This window comes from Autumnicola lenta (assembly GCF_031846515.1).
Lineage (GTDB): Bacteria > Bacteroidota > Bacteroidia > Flavobacteriales > Flavobacteriaceae > Autumnicola > Autumnicola lenta.
This window is the reverse complement of sequence record NZ_JAVRHO010000003.1, coordinates 162,539-179,689: the sequence shown is the minus strand read 5'-3', so window position 1 is coordinate 179,689 and position 17,151 is coordinate 162,539. Positions and strand designations below refer to the sequence as shown.

The window sequence follows — 17,151 nt, the reverse complement described above, 5'->3', positions numbered from 1 at the left end:
TAATTCTTCTTAAGTCCACTGCTTCGGTCAAAGCCTACGAAGCACTAAGAAGAAATAATTTCCGATTTCGAAGCAAGCCTCGAAGCATTAAAATCTCGATTATCGAGTATAAACCAGAAAAGCAATCGTTAAATCCTTAAATGAAGAAGCTGTTTTGAATCAACACTATCGATGAAAAGCATCATATTGCCGATTAACGCACGAGTTTCATTTGCAAGTAGTTAAAATCTTAAAACTTTAAATTATTTGTTTTATCATTGTGCCGTAAAAGCTTTACAAGCCCTATATTTTTACATAGATACTAACTTAACCTAACTTAAAAATGACTAAAAAATTACTTGGTCTCAGTTTTATTCTTTCTATATTTTTAATTTCCTGTAACTCAGATGATATCCAGAATCCTTCAACCGAAGAATCATCCGGTTTTTTTGAAAAGGAAAGCAATCCAGAAGTTTTAAGAAGCGCCGTAACTACAGAAGGCGCGGGTGTTCTTGGAATTACAACAATTTCCGGCGCCAGGAATTCTAAAAAGAAGGACGTTTCAGAAATAGGACAGATTGCACTGGAACAAATTGCAACAATAGATCCTCCTGTTCTTGACGGCCAGGCAATGCGCGCCAACCACGTTGATATAGATGGTGATTACGCTTACGTTGCCTATACCAAAGAAGGCGCTACCTACCTTGGTGGAATTGATATTATCGATATTAGCAATAAATTTGAACCAAAGGTGATAAGTAGGGTTACTACAAACTCTGCAGATGTTAATGCCTTGTTCTATAAAGAGAATAAAATCTATTTTACCGGAGCATATAACGATCAAACAGCAGATCCTGTTCGTGCTTTTTATGGGACTGTAGAAACCGCAGGTGGCGAATTTACTTCTGACTTTACTGCACAAAAATTCAGCCTTGGACAGGCCGGTGTGGATATCCTTCCTTTCGATAACAGCTTTATTGCGGTTAGCGGAAGCGATGGTGTGATAGCCTCTTACGACTCTAACCTGAAAGCTGAAGCATCTTACAGCGACCTTAGGTCTGCTGCATACGCCAACGGCAATCTTGTTGCTTTAAGCGGGGATAATGGTTTATTGGTACTGGACAATCAAAACCTGACGATAAAAAAAGAAATCGCTCTGTCTGGTCTTGTAGCCGAATCTAAAAGAACAATGGAATTTCTTGGGAATCTTCTAATGGTTTCTGAAGGCGCTGCAGGTATAGGCATCTACAATACTGAAACATGGGATTTAGTAACAAGGTTACCTATTAAAACTATTCCTGATGCAGAAATTGCCGAAGGCGAAAAAGTGACCAATGCGGTTTCCAGCATAGACGAGTTTATCCTTATGGCCAATGGAGGGGCAGGATTTGGAATTGCCCGACTTGACGCTTCCAAGGCTTTAGCTGAAGAAGGAATTATTGGTATTGACGGTTCTGCAAATTATGTAAAAGCAAAAGGAGATTATATTTTCGTCGCTTCCGGAACAGGTGGGCTGCGGATTCTAAAAATGAGCAGACCAGGAGTAGATAACGGTGGCGACAGTGAAGTTGCACCAGAATTTGCTGAATGTTCATCTTATGAAACTTACAACGAAGGTCCTTACTTTAACGTGAATTCCAACGAAGAAAAAGCATACGCGGGATCTGCAACTGTTTTATATTTAAATGTAAGCGACAAACTGACTTACTGCGGAAGTCTAAACGTACAAAATACGGCCAACGTGAACAGCAACGGAGAGTTTAATATGAACGGAGCTTTAGCTGTAGGTGCTGTAGGAAAAGATCTGGATTTAAATATAGACGACAATTCCGTGCTTAGAATCCAGGGTAGTATTACCGTATATGGAAACCTGAACCTTAACAGCGGTGCCACACTGGAATTTGTTGGAGATAACTCTTCAATTCATATTTACGGGCAGGTAAGAAGAGGAGAAAACGTGACTATTACCGGAGACTATACAGATACTTCAAATAAACTATAAAAATCAATCGAAGGCTAGGTTGATAAAAGCCCCAACTGATTAACTTCAGAGGGGCTTTTCCATTTATTGCTGCTTCCTCCTGCTCTGCTTATTCTGCCAAAACCCCTTTTTTAGGAATTACAGGAATAGTTGTGGCAACATCTTCAGAAATACTGTTTTTAGGAAAGAAGAATTTCTTTTCAAACATCCTGTTTTCTGCAAAAAAAGTTACCAGAAATTCGTTATTTAAGGCAGTTACCTCATCCTGCATATATTCAATTTTAGCAAAAGAATGTGGAGGTAGTTTTTCAAGTTTACGCCGCATGGTAGAAGTTTCCTTTTTGCCTTCAAATCCTCGGGCAACAATTAAGATCATTTCTATAGAAATTCCGCGGTTATTGATGATGTAAGCGTTCCATTCATCACTTCGAAATTCTTTATTAAACTCCCTCACCACGGCCACATGAACATCTTTCACCTCAGGGATATCGATATCTTTTCTCAAAACTCCTCTTCGACTTTACTTTTTACTTTATTCCAGATAATCCAGAGTATCACTGCTGCAACAATAAACAATATTGCTCCAAAAAGAAATTCTATCACCTTTATAACAATCGTCACATAAAGGATAATTGCAAGAATAATTACCGCCAGAATAATAAAACCTGTTTTTTTCATACTAAAAAAATTACAAGTCATTTTCAGCTTTTCTGCGGCTTTGATGACTATGGATTATGCCTTGAATTTACAAAGAAGATCGGAATTGTTCCAGAAAACGAACATCATTTTCATAAAACATCCTGATATCCCCAATTTGATACAGTAACATTGCAATACGTTCTATTCCCATTCCAAAGGCAAACCCGGAATATTCTTTAGGATCTATACCGCAATTTTTAAGCACATTAGGATCTACCATTCCGCAGCCCATAATTTCCAGCCAGCCGGTACCTTTGGTTATCCTGTAATCGGTTTCGGTTTCCAACCCCCAGTAAATATCCACTTCTGCACTTGGCTCTGTAAATGGAAAATAAGAAGGGCGCAGGCGTATTTTAGATTTTCCGAAAAGCTGTTTTGTAAAGTAAAGCAACGTCTGCTTTAAATCTGCAAAAGAAACATCCTTATCTATATAAAGCCCCTCTACCTGGTGAAAAATACAATGGGAACGCGCAGAAATCGCTTCATTTCTGAAAACTCTTCCCGGGGAAATAGTACGTATTGGTGGCTTGTTATTCTCCATGTAACGCACCTGTACCGAAGACGTGTGGGTCCGAAGCAAAATATCGGGATCTGTCTGAATAAAGAAAGTATCCTGCATATCCCTTGCAGGATGGTATTCCGGAAGGTTTAAAGCGGTAAAATTATGCCAGTCATCTTCAATCTCAGGTCCTTCGGAAACGTTGAAGCCGATGTTTGAGAAAATTTCAATAATCTGATTTTTCACAACAGAAATCGGGTGCCGCGAACCTATTTGTACAGGCTCTGCAGGACGGGATAAATCGCCATAAATTCCTTTTTCTTCCTCTTTACTCTCAAGCTCCTCTTTTAAAGCCGAAACTTTTTGCTGCGCTCCGGTCTTTAGCTCATTTATTGCCTGGCCAAAATCTTTTTTCTGCTCATTTGGAACATTTTTAAATTCAGCAAAAAACTGATTTAATATTCCTTTTTTTCCCAGGAATTTAATCCTGAAAGCTTCAATTTCTTCTGCCGTTTGTGCCTGAAAAGCTTCAACTTCAGCAATATATTCCTTTATCTTATCAATCATTAGGGATTCATCTTTTTCAGAAAGGCAAATTTAAAAAAAATTGCGGCTTGAATTAGTAGTTCGTAGTTTTTTGTTCGTAGTTCATAGTTGGGAGTGGAACAAATTTTTACTCCTTCACTCTTTAACTCTTTTTCTACCCTTTAGCCCGATAATTACCATTTTTGAGGCTGTTCTTTATAGTTCGAAGTTTTTTGTTCATGGTTCGTACTGGAAGAAATTTTTACTCCTTCACTCTTTAGCTCTTTTTCTTCTATTTAGGCCGATAATTGCCATTTTTAAGCTTCTTATAGTGGAGAGAGGAAAGTGGAAAGCGAACTCTTCACTTCTCACTTATTTTACTCCTTCACTCTTTAACTCTTTTCCTTCCCTGTAGGCCGATAATGGTCATTTTGGGAATTGCTCTTGTAGACTCAGCTCCTCAGAGGACTCTTAACTTTTCACTCCTCATAAAAAACACCTTCTAAAATGCCGGTTTTCGATCTTCAGGAAAAGTTTTAACACTTAAACTTCAAATCTGATCTTCTTCATTCAGCACCAGGAACCAATTATTCAGCAGGTTTTTGCGGTTGTACTGCATTTCTTCTTTGGTTTCATAATCGATTACTTTTTTTCCGGCGAAGGTGCAGATCGCCTGTCCTGCCGCGGTGTCCCATTCCATTGTGGGTGCAAACCGCGGATAACAGTCGGCTTTTCCTTCTGCCACCATGCACAACTTCAGCGAACTGCCTACAGAAATGGTATTCACTTCTCCATGTTTGTTTTCCAGCGAACTTATATATTCTTTTGTTTCCGAAGAAAGATGAGATTTACTAGCAACAACAGTATACTTTTTTTCTTCAGAAGGTAAAGGCAGTTTTTTGGCAGTTTTCAGTATTTCCTGCATTCCGGGGAATTCCGTTATTCCTATTACTTTATATGAGCCGATTCCTTCAGCAGCAAAATACAGTTCCTCTAAAGCCGGCACGTAAATTACTCCCAATATCGGCTTCTGATCTTCTATTAAAGCAATATTTACGGTAAACTCGCCATTCTTTTTAATAAACTCTTTTGTACCATCTATAGGATCTACAATCCACAGCTTTAACCATTTTTTACGATCCTTATAAGCAAGCTCTTTACCTTCTTCTGAAAGTATTGGAATGTCCAGCTTCTCCAGGTAACTCATAATAATATTATGTGAAGCAATATCTGCTTTTGTAAGTGGAGATTCATCTTCTTTTGCCTCTACCTCAAAATCTTCGTTATTATAAATTTCCATGATGCGTTTTCCTGCCGCGAGTGAGGCCCGGATTGCTGTTTCTAAAAGTGAGGTCATTATCTTCTATATTATTAAATCCTATTTCCTGCTTACAATTCTTCTTTCAACGATATTCAGAATTTGGGCTACTGCTTCTTCGGTACCACAAGCTGCGGTGTCTATAGTAATATCAAAATCCACAGGTTCTTCATAAGGCGCATCCACTCCTGTGAAGTTTTTGATTTCTCCAGAACGCGCTTTTTTGTAGAGGCCTTTTACATCTCTTCTTTCACACTCTTCAAGAGAAGCATTAACAAATACCCCAACAAAGTTATTTTCTCCAACTATTTCTTTAATCGTTTCCCTATCTGTTTTTAACGGAGTAATAAAAGCAGCAATTACCACTGTGCCGGAGTCGATAAAAAGCCTGGCAACCTCTGCTATCCTCCGAATGTTTTCAGATCTATCTTCTGAAGTAAATCCAAGATCTTTGTTTAGCCCTGTGCGCACATTGTCGCCGTCCAGCAAATAGGTATGAATCTTTTTTTCGTACAGCTTCTTTTCCACCATATTGGCAAGTGTAGATTTTCCGGAACCCGAAAGACCACTAAACCATACCAAAAGCGGCTTGTGACCTTTGAGACTCAACCTGTGCTGTTGAGATACAGCAAATTCCTGCGGACTCAGGTTATTTTCAGCCAAGATGTTCCCATTGGTAGTTCTGTTTTTAATTCCGTAGTCTATTTTATACCAGGCTCTTTCATGCAGATAGTAAAGAAGCATTTTCGTCACCACCTCAACCATGCCCACTTTTAGCCCCACTACAGGATTACCAGAAATAACCCAGGCCAGCAACATTGTGTCTAATGTACCTACGACCCTCCAGCTAATTGTTTTAAGAATATGCCGCCATTGGCTAATAGTATGTTTTCCCAGGTTTATCCTAATCCATACCCGCTCATGTAGGTAGTAAAGCAGCATTTTGGTAAGTACTTCGGCCAGGCCTATTTGCAATCCCACATAAGGATCGCCTGTGATAAACCATGAGAGAAAAATCGTGTCGAGCGTACCAATACACCTCCAGGTTATAGCTTTGGCGATATGCCGCTTATGTGATACTTCCTTCACTTTTTCCTATCAATTTTTTTCTCTAAGACGAAGATGTGTTTTTCTCTCCCTACGAATCATGTTTCCACAATTTCCATGTGCAGCCAAAAATAAATATTATAAGGAAATCTCGTGCTTTTTATGCGGAATAGTTTCACGTTGGCAATAATAGAAACATAAGAGTCTTTTTAAGAGACCGCTATAATATAGTATTCTTGTCCGGTAAAACACCTAATAAAGAAATTTGCAGTAAAAATGTCAAGTCTAACTGAGTAGCGGCGATTTTGTTAACTTTTCGACTCCGCCCAAGGTGAACTAAAATTTTGGTTGCTTTTTTTGAGCTGAAACAGAAAAAGCAAGTTCATTCTCAGACCACATCTGAAATTTTTGCGGTAACGACACAGCCCATGGAAGGGAGCAACAGCCGCATCCGCTTTTTACCGATTTCCTGTATAAGAGCCTCCTGATCTTTTAAGGCGCCCTGAGAAATTTTCACATTATCGCCAACAGAAAATCCGTCTACCTTTAATTCATCGATATTATCATCATCCAGCCAGTTTTTTATCGTCTGGATTTCCACATCACGAACAATAGCAGGTTTTCCCAGCCAAAATAGATAGCGTACCACTCCCGGAACCTCAAAAACTTTATTGCGGTCCTTTTCGGCAATATGAACAAAAAGATAAGACCTGAAAAGCGGCTCTGTCACCTTTTTCTTCCGGTCACTCCATTGCTTTACTTCTGTGGTTGTGGGACAATAGACCCTGATATTGTTCTTCTGAAGATTCTCACTAACTTTTATTTCCCATTTAGGTTTTGTATACAAAACATACCACTGCATAACTGAGTAATGATTTATCCTTCAGTAGTAGGGTTAAGAAGGGTTAGTAAACAAATCTAATGTAATTTCAGGTAAAAGCACAAGGATTTTTATACGACAATATACTTTTGTGATTGTTTTATTATAAGACCTTCTTCTTAAGAAAAAGGATTCAATAGAAGATTTTTTATTTTGAAACCCATTTGCTGAAGGGAGGAAACTGGTAGTCGCTCTGAATTTAAAATACAGTTTCTTTTACTTCTTCTCCATCTGCTTTAACAGTTCAATATCTGCTAAAGTATCCACATCAAAATTCCCTCTTTCAAACTTGAAGGTTTCAAACTCCAAATTTTTATTGAAGAGGAGCTTTTTTGCTCCGTGGTTGCCCTTCAGCTCTCTCAAATCTGAAAAAAGTTGTCGTGAAAAGATTGCAGGAACCCCAACATCTCCTGCATATTCTGAAAATGTTGCCGACTTATTGCTCTGCAAATGCACTCTGATTAATTCCTTAAGTATTCCTTTAGTTACAAAAGGCTGGTCGGAAACCAAAATTAGAATATGCTCCAGGTCATTCTCGCTTTCCAGTGCTTCAGAAATTCCTTTACTAATACTTGTACCCATTCCTTCTTCCCAGCTTTTATGAATCACTGTCTTGAATTTGCTAAGATTGATCCTCTCCGAAATTTCTTCTGCCCTGGCCCCTAAAACTAAAATCCGGATGCTAAATTCCAGCGATTCCGTTACCTCAACCACATGCTGAAGGAGGTTTTTTCTTCTAAATTCTACCAACTGCTTTGGATAACCAAGCCGGCTGGAAGATCCTGCTGCAAGAACTACAACTCCTATTTTTACCATGTTATTCAAATCTGAACTTGCTCAAGATGACCATGTTTTTTATCGTGGATTGGAGAAGACTTTTCCCTTAAGCTCCTGGCACTGGTCCCGGTTAAAACCGACTGAATTTCAGCCAGAATGGAAAGACTAATTTCCGCCGGTGTTTCTGCACCAATTTCCAGGCCTACCGGCGCATAGATTTTATTCAGGACTTTCGGATTCAGCTTAAATCCTTCTATTGCCAGATCATCCAACATTCTCCCGTACTTTTTCTTTGGCCCAAGAATTCCGATATAGGGAATCTCTTCGCGAGCAACCAAGAGTTTTAAGACTGCAAGATCGTAATGGTAATTGTGGCTCATCAATACGAAACAGCTACGATGATCTATTTCAATATTTTCCAGAGTACTTTCCGGTTTTGAGACAATCACCTGGCAGGAGGTGGTAAAGCGGCTTTTATTTGCATGAGTAGGGCGGCCATCTGTTACTATCGTGTCCCACCCCAGCAAATCGGCTTGCTGCACCAGTATCCGGGCGTCATTTCCGGCCCCCACAATAATAAGTTTTACCGGTGGCTGATAATTCTGAATAAAAATGTGCTGGGTTTCCCCGCCAATTAAATATTCAGCAAAGTCATTTTGTTCTTTTTTTAAGCTTAGCTGAGCTTTACCCAGAATATGATCGAACAAAGCCTTTTTCGGAATTTCCCCTGTAACCTCCGAATTCTCAGAAATTACAAATTTTGTTCCCTTCTGACTTTTTAATTTATTCAGATTAAACTGAACCACAATTGCCACGGAATTCTTTTGACTAATTACATTCTTAAGTAACTCACAGGGATTGCATTCATCTTCATAATCCAAAGGTTCGAATAACACCTGAATGATTCCATTGCAGCCGAGTTGTGCGCCAATTACGGCATCATCTTCATCACTGGTGTCATAGGAAACGAGTTTATTCTTTTGCTGATGCATTGCGTGAAGTGCCTTTCGCAAAGCATCTCCTTCCAGGCAGCCGCCACTTATAGCCCCTGTAATACTGCCAAATTCATCCACCAGCATCCTCGCTCCCGCTTTTCGATATGAGGAGCCCTGGACGTGCACTACGGTGACTAACACACCTCCTGTTTCTGCCTTTTTTAAGTGCTCATATTCAGCTAAAATAGCATCCAGTTCTCTCATACCATCTCTTTTTTAAGTTCCCCTACAACTCTTTTTATCTCCATTACCGTAAACTCGATATCTTCCATACTAGTTTTTCTTCCCAGACTAATACGAATTGAGGATAGTGCCAGGTCGTCACTTAATCCCATTGCTTTTAAGACATGGGAAGGCTTAACTGTATTAGAGTTACAGGCTGAACCACGTGAAATTGCAAGACTATTTAGTTTCCGAAGCAATAATTCGCCCCCAATATCCTTAAAGGAGATATTCGTGGTATTCGGAAGTCGATCAGAATATTCAGAATTAACTACTGCACCTGTGATTTTTCTTAGTTCGCTTTCCATTTTCTGCCTCATTTTCATAATTCTCACTGATTCATTTTCTATCCCGGACGAAATAATTTCTGCTGCTTTCCCAAATCCAACGATTCCAGGAACATTTAAAGTACCAGGACGCATTCCTTTTTCCTGTCCGCCACCAAAGTATTGCGGCTCAATTTCCACCTGATTTTTTTTATTGATATATAAAGCGCCCACCCCTTTGGGTCCGTAGATCTTGTGAGAAGAGAAGATTGCCAGGTCCAGATTCAGCTCACTTAGGTCTACCGGAATCTTACCCACAGCCTGAGTGATGTCACTCATTAGTTTCACACCCTTCTCATGCACTATCTTCTCAATTTTCTTTAAAGGATGCACGAGCCCGGTTTCATTATTCGAGAGCATGAGACAAACCAGTATTGTTTTGGAATTAATTGAATTCTTTAATTCCTGAAGGTCTAAATTTCCTGTTTGATCTACATCCAGATAAGTAATTTTAAAACCTTTCCTTTCGAGGGCAGACATAATATCCAAAACAGCTTTGTGCTCAGTTCTACAGGTAATTATGTGATTGCCTTTAGATTTGTTTCTTTCGCAAAATCCAAAAAGGGCAAGATTAGCAGCTTCAGTAGCTCCAGAGGTGAAAATGATTTCAGTGGGTTTACAGGTTATCAATCTGCCAATTTGCTCCCTCGCGGTTTCAACCGCTTCCCCGGCATCCCAACCAAATACATGATCACTACTTGCATTCCCGAATTTCTCAGTAAAATAGGGGATCATGGCATCAATCACCCTGGCATCTACGGGAGTGGTTGCATTATAATCGAGGTATATTTTCCTTTTTACCGCCATGCGTTATGTTTTGTTGTATATATCGATTTTCAATTGATGGGAATTTTCCCGAAAGTAGTCTTCTGTTTTAAAAAACCTTTATTAAATCTTCCTGCTGCTCCAGCAGGTTGCGCATCTTCTCTTGCAGTTTTTCATATTCCTGCATTGCTTTGATGGCATGCGGAGTAACCTGAGCTCCGCCCCCGTGTTGCCCACCTTTTTTCATAATCACCCACGGCTCATCAGAATTGGTGTTTAATCTTTGCACCAGATCCCAGGCTTTTTTATAAGACATCTTCATTTGCCCGGCAGCTTTTGAGAGAGAACCTTCTTTCTGAATTTGTCGTATTAATTCATTTGGGCCGGGACCATAGAATTTTTCACCTTCATCCTCCACCCAACATTTGAATCTGATCTTTTTCATTTTGGAAAGCAATCTCTCAAGTTTTAATTTCCCGGCTTTCAGCTTTTATCTCAGGCAGGAATGGTTGTTTATAAATTCTTTTCCCGGTTGCCCTGTACAATGCATTTGCCAGAGCTCCCTGCACTGGAGGAAACGGAGGTTCTCCAAGGCCTGTAGGATCCATGCCATTCTCTATAAAATGTACATCAATTTTCTTTGGAGCTTCACGATGGCGAATGAGCCTGTAAGAATCAAAATTACTCTGTTGGCTTACCCCGTCTTTAAACGTCAACTCGCTATAAAGTGCATGTCCAATCCCGTCTATCGTCCCCCCTTCAACCATATTTATTGCTGCATCGGGATTGACCACAATTCCGCAATCTACCACACAGGTAACTTTATCTATGACGGGTTGATTATCTTCCAGATCCATTTCCAGAACCTGGGCTACATAAGAATTATGGCAGTAATATGCAGCAACACCTCTGCCTGAGGCCGTACTTGCAGTGTTCCAACCCGATTTGTCTCTTACCACTTCCAGCACCCCTGCATAACGGGCCGGATCATAATCATTATTTTCTCCCACAGGGTCTGTACCTGCACGTTCAAGCATATCGAGACGAAACTGAATAGGATCCTTACCCATTTCTTCAGCTAATTCATCCAGAAAGGATTGTTCTGCTCCGGCAATAAAATTGGACCTGGGTGCTCTAAAGGCTCCTATGGAAATATGGGAGTCTATGGTCCAGCTTTCCGCCAGGTAATTATCTACAGCCCCCGCCGGAAAACGATTAGCAAAAAGCGGACTTTCACCTACACCCCCTGCATTTACATGGAAGGCAGTAAGATTATTGTTGCCATCCAGGGCAGCCCTGTAGGTCACCTGGTAAGCCGGTCGATAAACACCATTGGTCATATCGTCCTCCCGTGTATACACGAGTTTCACAGGTGCCCCGATTTTATCAGAAATAACAGCGGCTTCTACAAGAAAATTTCCATAAAGCCGGCGGCCAAAACCGCCACCCATGCGGGTCATTTGTATATCTATATTTTCAAGGTCCAGTCCTAATCGTTTACTAACACTCTTTTCTGCAAACTCCGGGGTTTGGATAGGCCCCAGCAATTCTGCTTTCCCATTGGTGACGTTGGCAAAGAAATTCATTGGCTCCATACAATTGTGTGCAAGAAAAGGGCAGCTGTAGGAGCGCTCGATTACACGTGCTGCATTCTTAAAAGCTGCCTCGGGATCGCCATCCTTCCTTACCATTTGAGATTCTTCAGGACCGATATTTGCCATTAAGGACTCATGAGTTTCAGAATTTTCGAGTCCGAGAGTATCCCTCAAGGCAGGAGATTTTTCAAGAATTACAATCTCTTCTGTCAGCTCCGGTTTCAGGTCCCATTCTACCTTTAAGGCTTTTTTAGCTTTCATCACCTGCCATGTAGATTCACCTACTACCACTACGAGTTTTGAAAAAGCAGCAACGTCGCTCCATTCCTTTTCCATATCGTCGGGATAAGTGTCTATGGTAAAAACATCCTTTATCCCCGGCATTTTCCTGGCGTCATCTGCATCCATGGATTTAAATCGTAATCCGAAAGCAGGCGGTTGAACGATCATGGCAATAAGCATATCATCCCGGTTGACATCAAGACCAAATAAGGGCTGACCTGTTACTATCTTTTTAGCATCCACATTTTTTCGTGAGGTGCCTATGATTTTAAAATTATTATTTTCTTTAAGCACTACTTCTTCAGGCACTTCTACCTTTGCGGCAAATTTGGCAATTTCTCCATAGCCTATAGATCTGTCGCTGCCTGAATGTGTTATAATTCCGTTTTCCACAGTAAGTTCAGAAAGCGGAACATCCCATTCCTTTGCCGCAGCGATGAGCAACATTTGTCTCGCTGTAGCTCCTGCCATTCTTAACGGCTCCCAACTTTGCCGAATAGACTGGCTTCCTCCTGCAATTTGCCTGGAGAAAATATCTGTGTTTAATGGTGCCTGTTCTACAATCACGTTGCTCCAATCTACATCCAGTTCCTCTGCAACAAGCATTGGCATAGCAGTTTTTACATTCTGGCCTATTTCCGGATTAGGAGAATATATTGTCACCACTCCATTATCACCGATTTTTAGATAACCATTTATTTCGAACCACTCCTCTGGCATTTCCAGAGCCATTTCCTTTCCGCTTTCCTCTGCCGCACGTTTACATGCCAGCCAGTTAAAACCGATTAGTAATCCTCCACCGGCAAGAGAAACATTCTTAATGAATGATCTTCTGCCCATTCCTGTTTTTACTTTACTCATTTCTTTCGGATTTGATTAAATGACATTATGCGATCTGAGAATTTGAAGCTGTTTTAATGGCAGCTTTTATTCTGGTGTAGGTGCCGCAGCGGCAAATATTGCCGTTCATGGCATTTTCTATTTCAGCATCACTGGGACTGGGGTTACTGTTGAGCAGGGAAGCGGCAGACATGATCTGGCCTGCCTGGCAATAGCCACATTGGGGCACATCGTGTTCCAGCCATGCCTTTTGTACAGGATGATCTCCTTCTTCAGAAAGTCCTTCAATCGTGGTTATCTTATTCTCCTTGATCGATGAAACAGGAAGCTGGCAGGATCTAACCGCATTACCATTTAAGTGTACAGTACACGCACCACATTGCGCAATTCCACAACCGTACTTTGTTCCCACTAATTTTAAATGATCTCTTAAAACCCAAAGTAGCGGAGTATCGGGATCTACATCTACCGAGAGGTTTTTCCCATTTATATTTACATCAAATTGCGCCATGGTTCAATTTTTTATTTTAGTTGAAGTTCATTAAAGTATGAAAAAAAATATTATGAATAGTTAAATTCCGACAAAATAGACGTTTAAGACGCACGAGCGTTATCAGGATATTGTCCGGATTACTTTAAATAATTTAGGATTAACAGGTAAGAATAAGCATTTCTCACTTCTGGTTATGCCATTATTGTCCGGTTTAAAATTTACTTATCTATGGTGATTAAAAAAAGGCAATTTTCAAGCAAAAGAGATTATTTGTAAGCAAATGTTGGCTGAAAGAGACTTTTAGATTTCACTTTACGCTAAATTCTGCATTTTTGATGATTTAAAAGTGGTAAACAAGACTAAAAAATGATAAACTCTATACTTTATGAGACTTTTGAGTCTTTAAATAAGTTCAAAACAACGTTTTGTCCCTGAAAACTTCCCTTCATGGTCATTTAAGGAAAATATCCTTCTAAATCCGACCCTCAAAAAAGCATATTTTCGACCTTCTATTAAAATAAGCATCAGTTATTCCTTAAACATCTTCTTTATTGGGTACCGATTTGAAATATGAATTAAAAGCAGAAGGTGAAAAATGGCATTCTTAAGGTGCAAAGTAAAATTAATTCTGGAAAACGCTATTTATGCTCACTTTCAGTCCTCTGATTTTGCAGGCTTCTTTTTCTTCCGGAGAATTAGATTTTCCTTAAGAAAAATAACGTTCCTTTACCTTTCCAATTTCAAAATTACCACGGATATTTGCATCTTTTTAAGTTGAGCATGGAAACCAAAAGGAAGCAGCGCATAGCACTGAGTATTTATTTTTTTTTCGCGGGCGTTTGTTTTTCAACCTGGGCTTCCCGTATTCCCACAATTAAATCCTCTTTTAACCTCAACGAAGCCGAACTTGGTAACCTGTTGCTAACCATGCCGGTAAGCTCCCTTATTGGATTGCCAATTTCGGGCTGGCTGGTTTCCCGCTTTAACAGCCGCCCTCCTTTGCTGGCTTCTATTTTGTTTTTTTCGGTTGCGCTTATAGGGATTGGATATTCGGACAGTCTCCTGTTATTGATCGTTTCCGTTTTTTTGTTTTCGTTTTGTATGAGAATCCTGAATATTTCCATGAACACCCAGGCGATCACCCTTCAGAAAAACTACGGAAAGAAAATTAACGGATCTTTCCACGGACTCTGGAGTACCGGCGGACTTACCGGTGTTGGTTTTTCTACCCTAATGCTTAAGTTCAACGTCCCAATGCCGGAGCACCTGGCAATGGTAGCTGTTGTAACTTTTATTGCTGCAATTGCCGCCTACAGATTTTTACTCACAAACGACCGTGCACCGCAGGGCAACAAACTAAAACTTGGAAAACCAGATAAATTTATTTTATACCTGGGACTGTTGGTCTTCTTCGCGGCGCTTTGTGAAGGTGGTATGTTTGACTGGAGTGGTGTTTATTTTAAAGAAGTAATTGGAGAAGATATTTTTACACTTGGCTACTTTATTTTTATGGTTTTTATGGCACTTTCCAGGTTCTTTTCAGATATTATTATTGATAAAATTGGCATGGAGAAAACCTTTATTTTTAGTGCCACCCTTATTGCATGCGGGATTTTAATGGTAGTAATTTTTCCATATTTCTGGCCGGCTTTAATCGGATTTAGTATGGTTGGTCTTGGCGTGGCAGCTATTATTCCAATGGTTTTTACTTTGGCAGGCACCTCTTCAAAGTATTCCGCGGGCATGGCAGTTTCTATAATCGCGACCTATGGAATTGTAGGGATGTTGCTGGGCCCTCCCCTAATTGGCTATCTGGCAAATGCCTTTAGCCTGAAGTTATCTTTTATCCTTTTTATAATTACGGGATTAATGCTAATTCCTGTATCGCAACTCTTTTTTCGCCAGCAGCAACAGGAGCAGGTTTGAGCAAAGATTATCGAAAAGCAACTCAATTGGAAAAGTAACAGTTGATAGAGAAATCTACCTTCTGAGTTTTATCTAGTTAAAGTTTAACGTAGCTGCATTTTCTCCGCCGTTATAGGCCTTAGCATAAAAAGAAGTCTGTATGCTCCCTAATGGAAAAACAGCCAAACCCTTTGTTGTTCCATCTATTAGCCTTTGCAGGACTACAGGTGATATTGGTATTTCTAAAAATTCTTCCCCTGTTTTCGGCATATCCATATCTATAACCATCTGCTCATTGAAAACCTCCCAAAGCGGCAAATTTCCGGTGAGATCGTTAAAAGTAACCGTTTCATAATTCCAGTCTTCCCTGCCTCCTTTTATTTCCATTATTCTTATTCTTCCATATTCATGTGTAGGAGAAGGGACCTGGTTGCTGGAATGCACTTTAAGCCTTAAAAGCCCCCACTCTTTAACCTTATGATCTTTAAAATTTGAAAAGTCCCACCTCAAGACAGGGATTAGGTGATGCGACACACTAATTAACTGCTTTATTTCACCATTTTCCTGCTGCCCCCATCCTGCCAGGGATTCTTCAGGAAACAGCACATCTACGGTAGCATCTTCTTTAACTTTTAGCTGATGGCTCAAATTTGCCAATTTTTGAGGTTGGGGATGGTACTCCAGTGCATTTTCACTTTCTTCAGGTTTATTTTCCGCATCCTCAAAAAAGACTTTCACCTCCTTTATATCAAGATGAAATTCCCGATTGCCCCAATCTATAAGTGCAAAATGGCACCGCAACTCATCGCCCGGCAGATAACGGAGCCCTTGGGGAGAAAACCGGATGGTATGCCAGTTTAGCGTATCTTCTAAATCAAATTCTTTAAGAAATGCATGGTGATCCCGGGTGCGCTGGTTGTACAACCGCATATTAATCCTTCTAGTAGCATGGCTGGGCTTTACTTTGGCCTCGATCCAAAGCTTTTCTTCAGAATAATCTTCCGTATCCTTAGGAGGAAAAGAAACAGGCCTCGAAACCGTTGCCCACCATACATTATGAGGTTCTGCTGAAGCATCTACGACAAACCGGATAAAGCCGTCTTTAACAATTAGTCTTGTCTTTACTTCTCCGTCTCCATGCTGCGTAGTCCAGGGAATATCTTCTGTATTATAATTGCAGTCGTCTTTCCAAACCTGTTGCGAATATAAATTACTGCTGTACACGAGGATAAGAACGAGGAGGGTGGGAATTTTATACATATATTAAATAAAAAGCTTTTGCGGCTATTGTTGGCCTGAAAAAATAAATGTAATAAAAAATGCCTATGTGTAATAGCTTTCGATTCTGAATAATGTCCCAACTATCTCAGAAACCAGCTTTAAATTATTAAGCTCTAAAAGTGAGAACTGCCCAAAAATGTGCAGACAAGGATTAAAATTATCTGGAGAATAATGAAATGGATCATCCTTCCAAAATGGCAATTATTGTACTTCCCTGCTTCCCTAAGGAAAATTTATACGTAATAGTACCATATCGGGTACGATAGACAAGTAGCGGGAATAGAGAGGCAACTTTGTCGGCTTAACCTTTTGTTTTCCCGGTTTTCTAAATTACACTTTTTCGGTAAAACCCGCTATTTGCTATAACCGATGATACAAAACTGAAAATCTATTAAATTGGCTTAAATTTCGTTTTTTCAAAGCCATTTGTTTTCACATCAAAATATAAGGTTTAAACCAGTTTTACTATAGATTAAAATTTATGTTGTATGGATAATATCTTGCAGACTCTCACAGATGGTTTTACTTATGAAGGTTCATTAAAGGATTGTGTTATTAATTACCTGCTTATACTTATTACTGTGCTTCCTCATTTTATGTTAAGAAGTAAAATAAAGAGAAATCGACATACCTGGTATTTGGTAATGATAACTTCATTTTTGGTTCAGATGCTTCTATGGTTTGCTCTTAATGTTGTTGGAGTATCTATAGTTTGGTGTTCGCTTGCAGGATATAATTTGCT

At 39.8% G+C, this 17,151-nt stretch carries 15 protein-coding genes; 2 read left to right on the top strand and 13 right to left on the bottom strand.

Going from position 1 to position 17,151, the window contains the following annotated elements; translation table 11 throughout:
- The first annotated feature begins 322 nt into the window (after window positions 1-322).
- Entirely contained in the window at window positions 323-1,981 is a 1,659-nt protein-coding gene (locus RM545_RS03170; RefSeq protein WP_311493866.1) for an LVIVD repeat-containing protein, read from the top strand.
- Between the two features lie 88 nt (window positions 1,982-2,069).
- Here RM545_RS03170 and RM545_RS03165 read toward each other — a convergent pair whose 3' ends face one another.
- From RM545_RS03165 to RM545_RS03110, 12 genes are all read right to left on the bottom strand, one after another.
- Entirely contained in the window at window positions 2,070-2,465 is a 396-nt protein-coding gene (locus RM545_RS03165; protein WP_311493865.1) for a hypothetical protein, read from the bottom strand.
- Window positions 2,462-2,638, bottom strand: a complete 177-nt coding sequence (locus RM545_RS03160; protein ID WP_311483575.1) for a hypothetical protein — start codon at window positions 2,636-2,638, stop codon at window positions 2,462-2,464. Before RM545_RS03160 ends, RM545_RS03165 begins: the two co-directional genes overlap by 4 nt.
- Before the next feature lie 67 nt (window positions 2,639-2,705).
- On the bottom strand, window positions 2,706-3,725 hold the full coding sequence (gene pheS, locus RM545_RS03155; protein ID WP_311493864.1) for a phenylalanine--tRNA ligase subunit alpha: 1,020 nt from the start codon (window positions 3,723-3,725) through the stop codon (window positions 2,706-2,708).
- Between the two features lie 508 nt (window positions 3,726-4,233).
- Window positions 4,234-5,040 carry a 3'(2'),5'-bisphosphate nucleotidase CysQ gene (gene cysQ / locus RM545_RS03150; RefSeq protein WP_311493863.1) on the bottom strand — a complete coding sequence of 269 codons (807 nt, stop codon included), beginning with the start codon at window positions 5,038-5,040 and terminating at the stop codon, window positions 4,234-4,236.
- 21 nt (window positions 5,041-5,061) lie between these two features.
- A complete protein-coding gene (cysC, locus tag RM545_RS03145) occupies window positions 5,062-6,090 on the bottom strand; it encodes an adenylyl-sulfate kinase (RefSeq protein WP_311493862.1) in 1,029 nt (342 codons plus the stop codon).
- Window positions 6,091-6,436: 346 nt separating this feature from the next.
- On the bottom strand, window positions 6,437-6,910 hold the full coding sequence (locus RM545_RS03140; RefSeq protein ID WP_311493861.1) for a UpxY family transcription antiterminator: 474 nt from the start codon (window positions 6,908-6,910) through the stop codon (window positions 6,437-6,439).
- A gap of 234 nt (window positions 6,911-7,144) precedes the next feature.
- On the bottom strand, window positions 7,145-7,744 hold the full coding sequence (locus tag RM545_RS03135; RefSeq protein WP_311493860.1) for a nucleotidyltransferase family protein: 600 nt from the start codon (window positions 7,742-7,744) through the stop codon (window positions 7,145-7,147).
- A gap of 5 nt (window positions 7,745-7,749) precedes the next feature.
- Window positions 7,750-8,904, bottom strand: coding sequence for an XdhC family protein (locus RM545_RS03130; protein ID WP_311493859.1), 1,155 nt, complete (start codon window positions 8,902-8,904; stop codon window positions 7,750-7,752).
- Window positions 8,901-10,055 (bottom strand): cysteine desulfurase family protein, encoded by a 1,155-nt coding sequence (locus tag RM545_RS03125; RefSeq protein WP_311493858.1) that lies wholly within the window; start codon window positions 10,053-10,055, stop codon window positions 8,901-8,903. Before RM545_RS03125 ends, RM545_RS03130 begins: the two co-directional genes overlap by 4 nt.
- Before the next feature lie 67 nt (window positions 10,056-10,122).
- Window positions 10,123-10,458, bottom strand: coding sequence for a winged helix-turn-helix domain-containing protein (locus RM545_RS03120; protein ID WP_311493857.1), 336 nt, complete (start codon window positions 10,456-10,458; stop codon window positions 10,123-10,125).
- A 16-nt stretch (window positions 10,459-10,474) separates the two neighbouring features.
- Window positions 10,475-12,751: a xanthine dehydrogenase family protein molybdopterin-binding subunit gene (locus RM545_RS03115; protein ID WP_311493856.1), complete on the bottom strand. Its 2,277-nt coding sequence runs from the start codon at window positions 12,749-12,751 to the stop codon at window positions 10,475-10,477.
- 25 nt (window positions 12,752-12,776) lie between these two features.
- Window positions 12,777-13,241 carry a (2Fe-2S)-binding protein gene (locus RM545_RS03110; protein WP_311493855.1) on the bottom strand — a complete coding sequence of 155 codons (465 nt, stop codon included), beginning with the start codon at window positions 13,239-13,241 and terminating at the stop codon, window positions 12,777-12,779.
- Window positions 13,242-14,003: 762 nt separating this feature from the next.
- On the opposite strand from RM545_RS03110, the gene RM545_RS03105 reads away from it, so the two are divergent.
- Window positions 14,004-15,149 (top strand): MFS transporter, encoded by a 1,146-nt coding sequence (locus tag RM545_RS03105; RefSeq protein ID WP_311493854.1) that lies wholly within the window; start codon window positions 14,004-14,006, stop codon window positions 15,147-15,149.
- A gap of 72 nt (window positions 15,150-15,221) precedes the next feature.
- Here RM545_RS03105 and RM545_RS03100 read toward each other — a convergent pair whose 3' ends face one another.
- A complete protein-coding gene (locus tag RM545_RS03100; RefSeq protein ID WP_311493853.1) occupies window positions 15,222-16,388 on the bottom strand; it encodes a hypothetical protein in 1,167 nt (388 codons plus the stop codon).
- Window positions 16,389-17,151: the final 763 nt, after the last annotated feature.

Coding starts and splice junctions, on each gene's coding strand:
- RM545_RS03160 (WP_311483575.1), bottom strand. CDS start 2,638: ATGAAAAAAACAGGTTTTATTATTCTGGCGGTAATTATTCTTGCAATT.
- cysQ (WP_311493863.1), bottom strand. CDS start 5,040: ATGACCTCACTTTTAGAAACAGCAATCCGGGCCTCACTCGCGGCAGGA.
- RM545_RS03125 (WP_311493858.1), bottom strand. CDS start 10,055: ATGGCGGTAAAAAGGAAAATATACCTCGATTATAATGCAACCACTCCC.
- RM545_RS03115 (WP_311493856.1), bottom strand. CDS start 12,751: ATGAGTAAAGTAAAAACAGGAATGGGCAGAAGATCATTCATTAAGAAT.
- RM545_RS03130 (WP_311493859.1), bottom strand. CDS start 8,904: ATGAGAGAACTGGATGCTATTTTAGCTGAATATGAGCACTTAAAAAAG.
- pheS (WP_311493864.1), bottom strand. CDS start 3,725: ATGATTGATAAGATAAAGGAATATATTGCTGAAGTTGAAGCTTTTCAG.
- RM545_RS03120 (WP_311493857.1), bottom strand. CDS start 10,458: ATGAAAAAGATCAGATTCAAATGTTGGGTGGAGGATGAAGGTGAAAAA.
- RM545_RS03110 (WP_311493855.1), bottom strand. CDS start 13,241: ATGGCGCAATTTGATGTAAATATAAATGGGAAAAACCTCTCGGTAGAT.
- RM545_RS03100 (WP_311493853.1), bottom strand. CDS start 16,388: ATGTATAAAATTCCCACCCTCCTCGTTCTTATCCTCGTGTACAGCAGT.
- RM545_RS03105 (WP_311493854.1), top strand. CDS start 14,004: ATGGAAACCAAAAGGAAGCAGCGCATAGCACTGAGTATTTATTTTTTT.
- RM545_RS03135 (WP_311493860.1), bottom strand. CDS start 7,744: ATGGTAAAAATAGGAGTTGTAGTTCTTGCAGCAGGATCTTCCAGCCGG.
- RM545_RS03140 (WP_311493861.1), bottom strand. CDS start 6,910: ATGCAGTGGTATGTTTTGTATACAAAACCTAAATGGGAAATAAAAGTT.
- RM545_RS03170 (WP_311493866.1), top strand. CDS start 323: ATGACTAAAAAATTACTTGGTCTCAGTTTTATTCTTTCTATATTTTTA.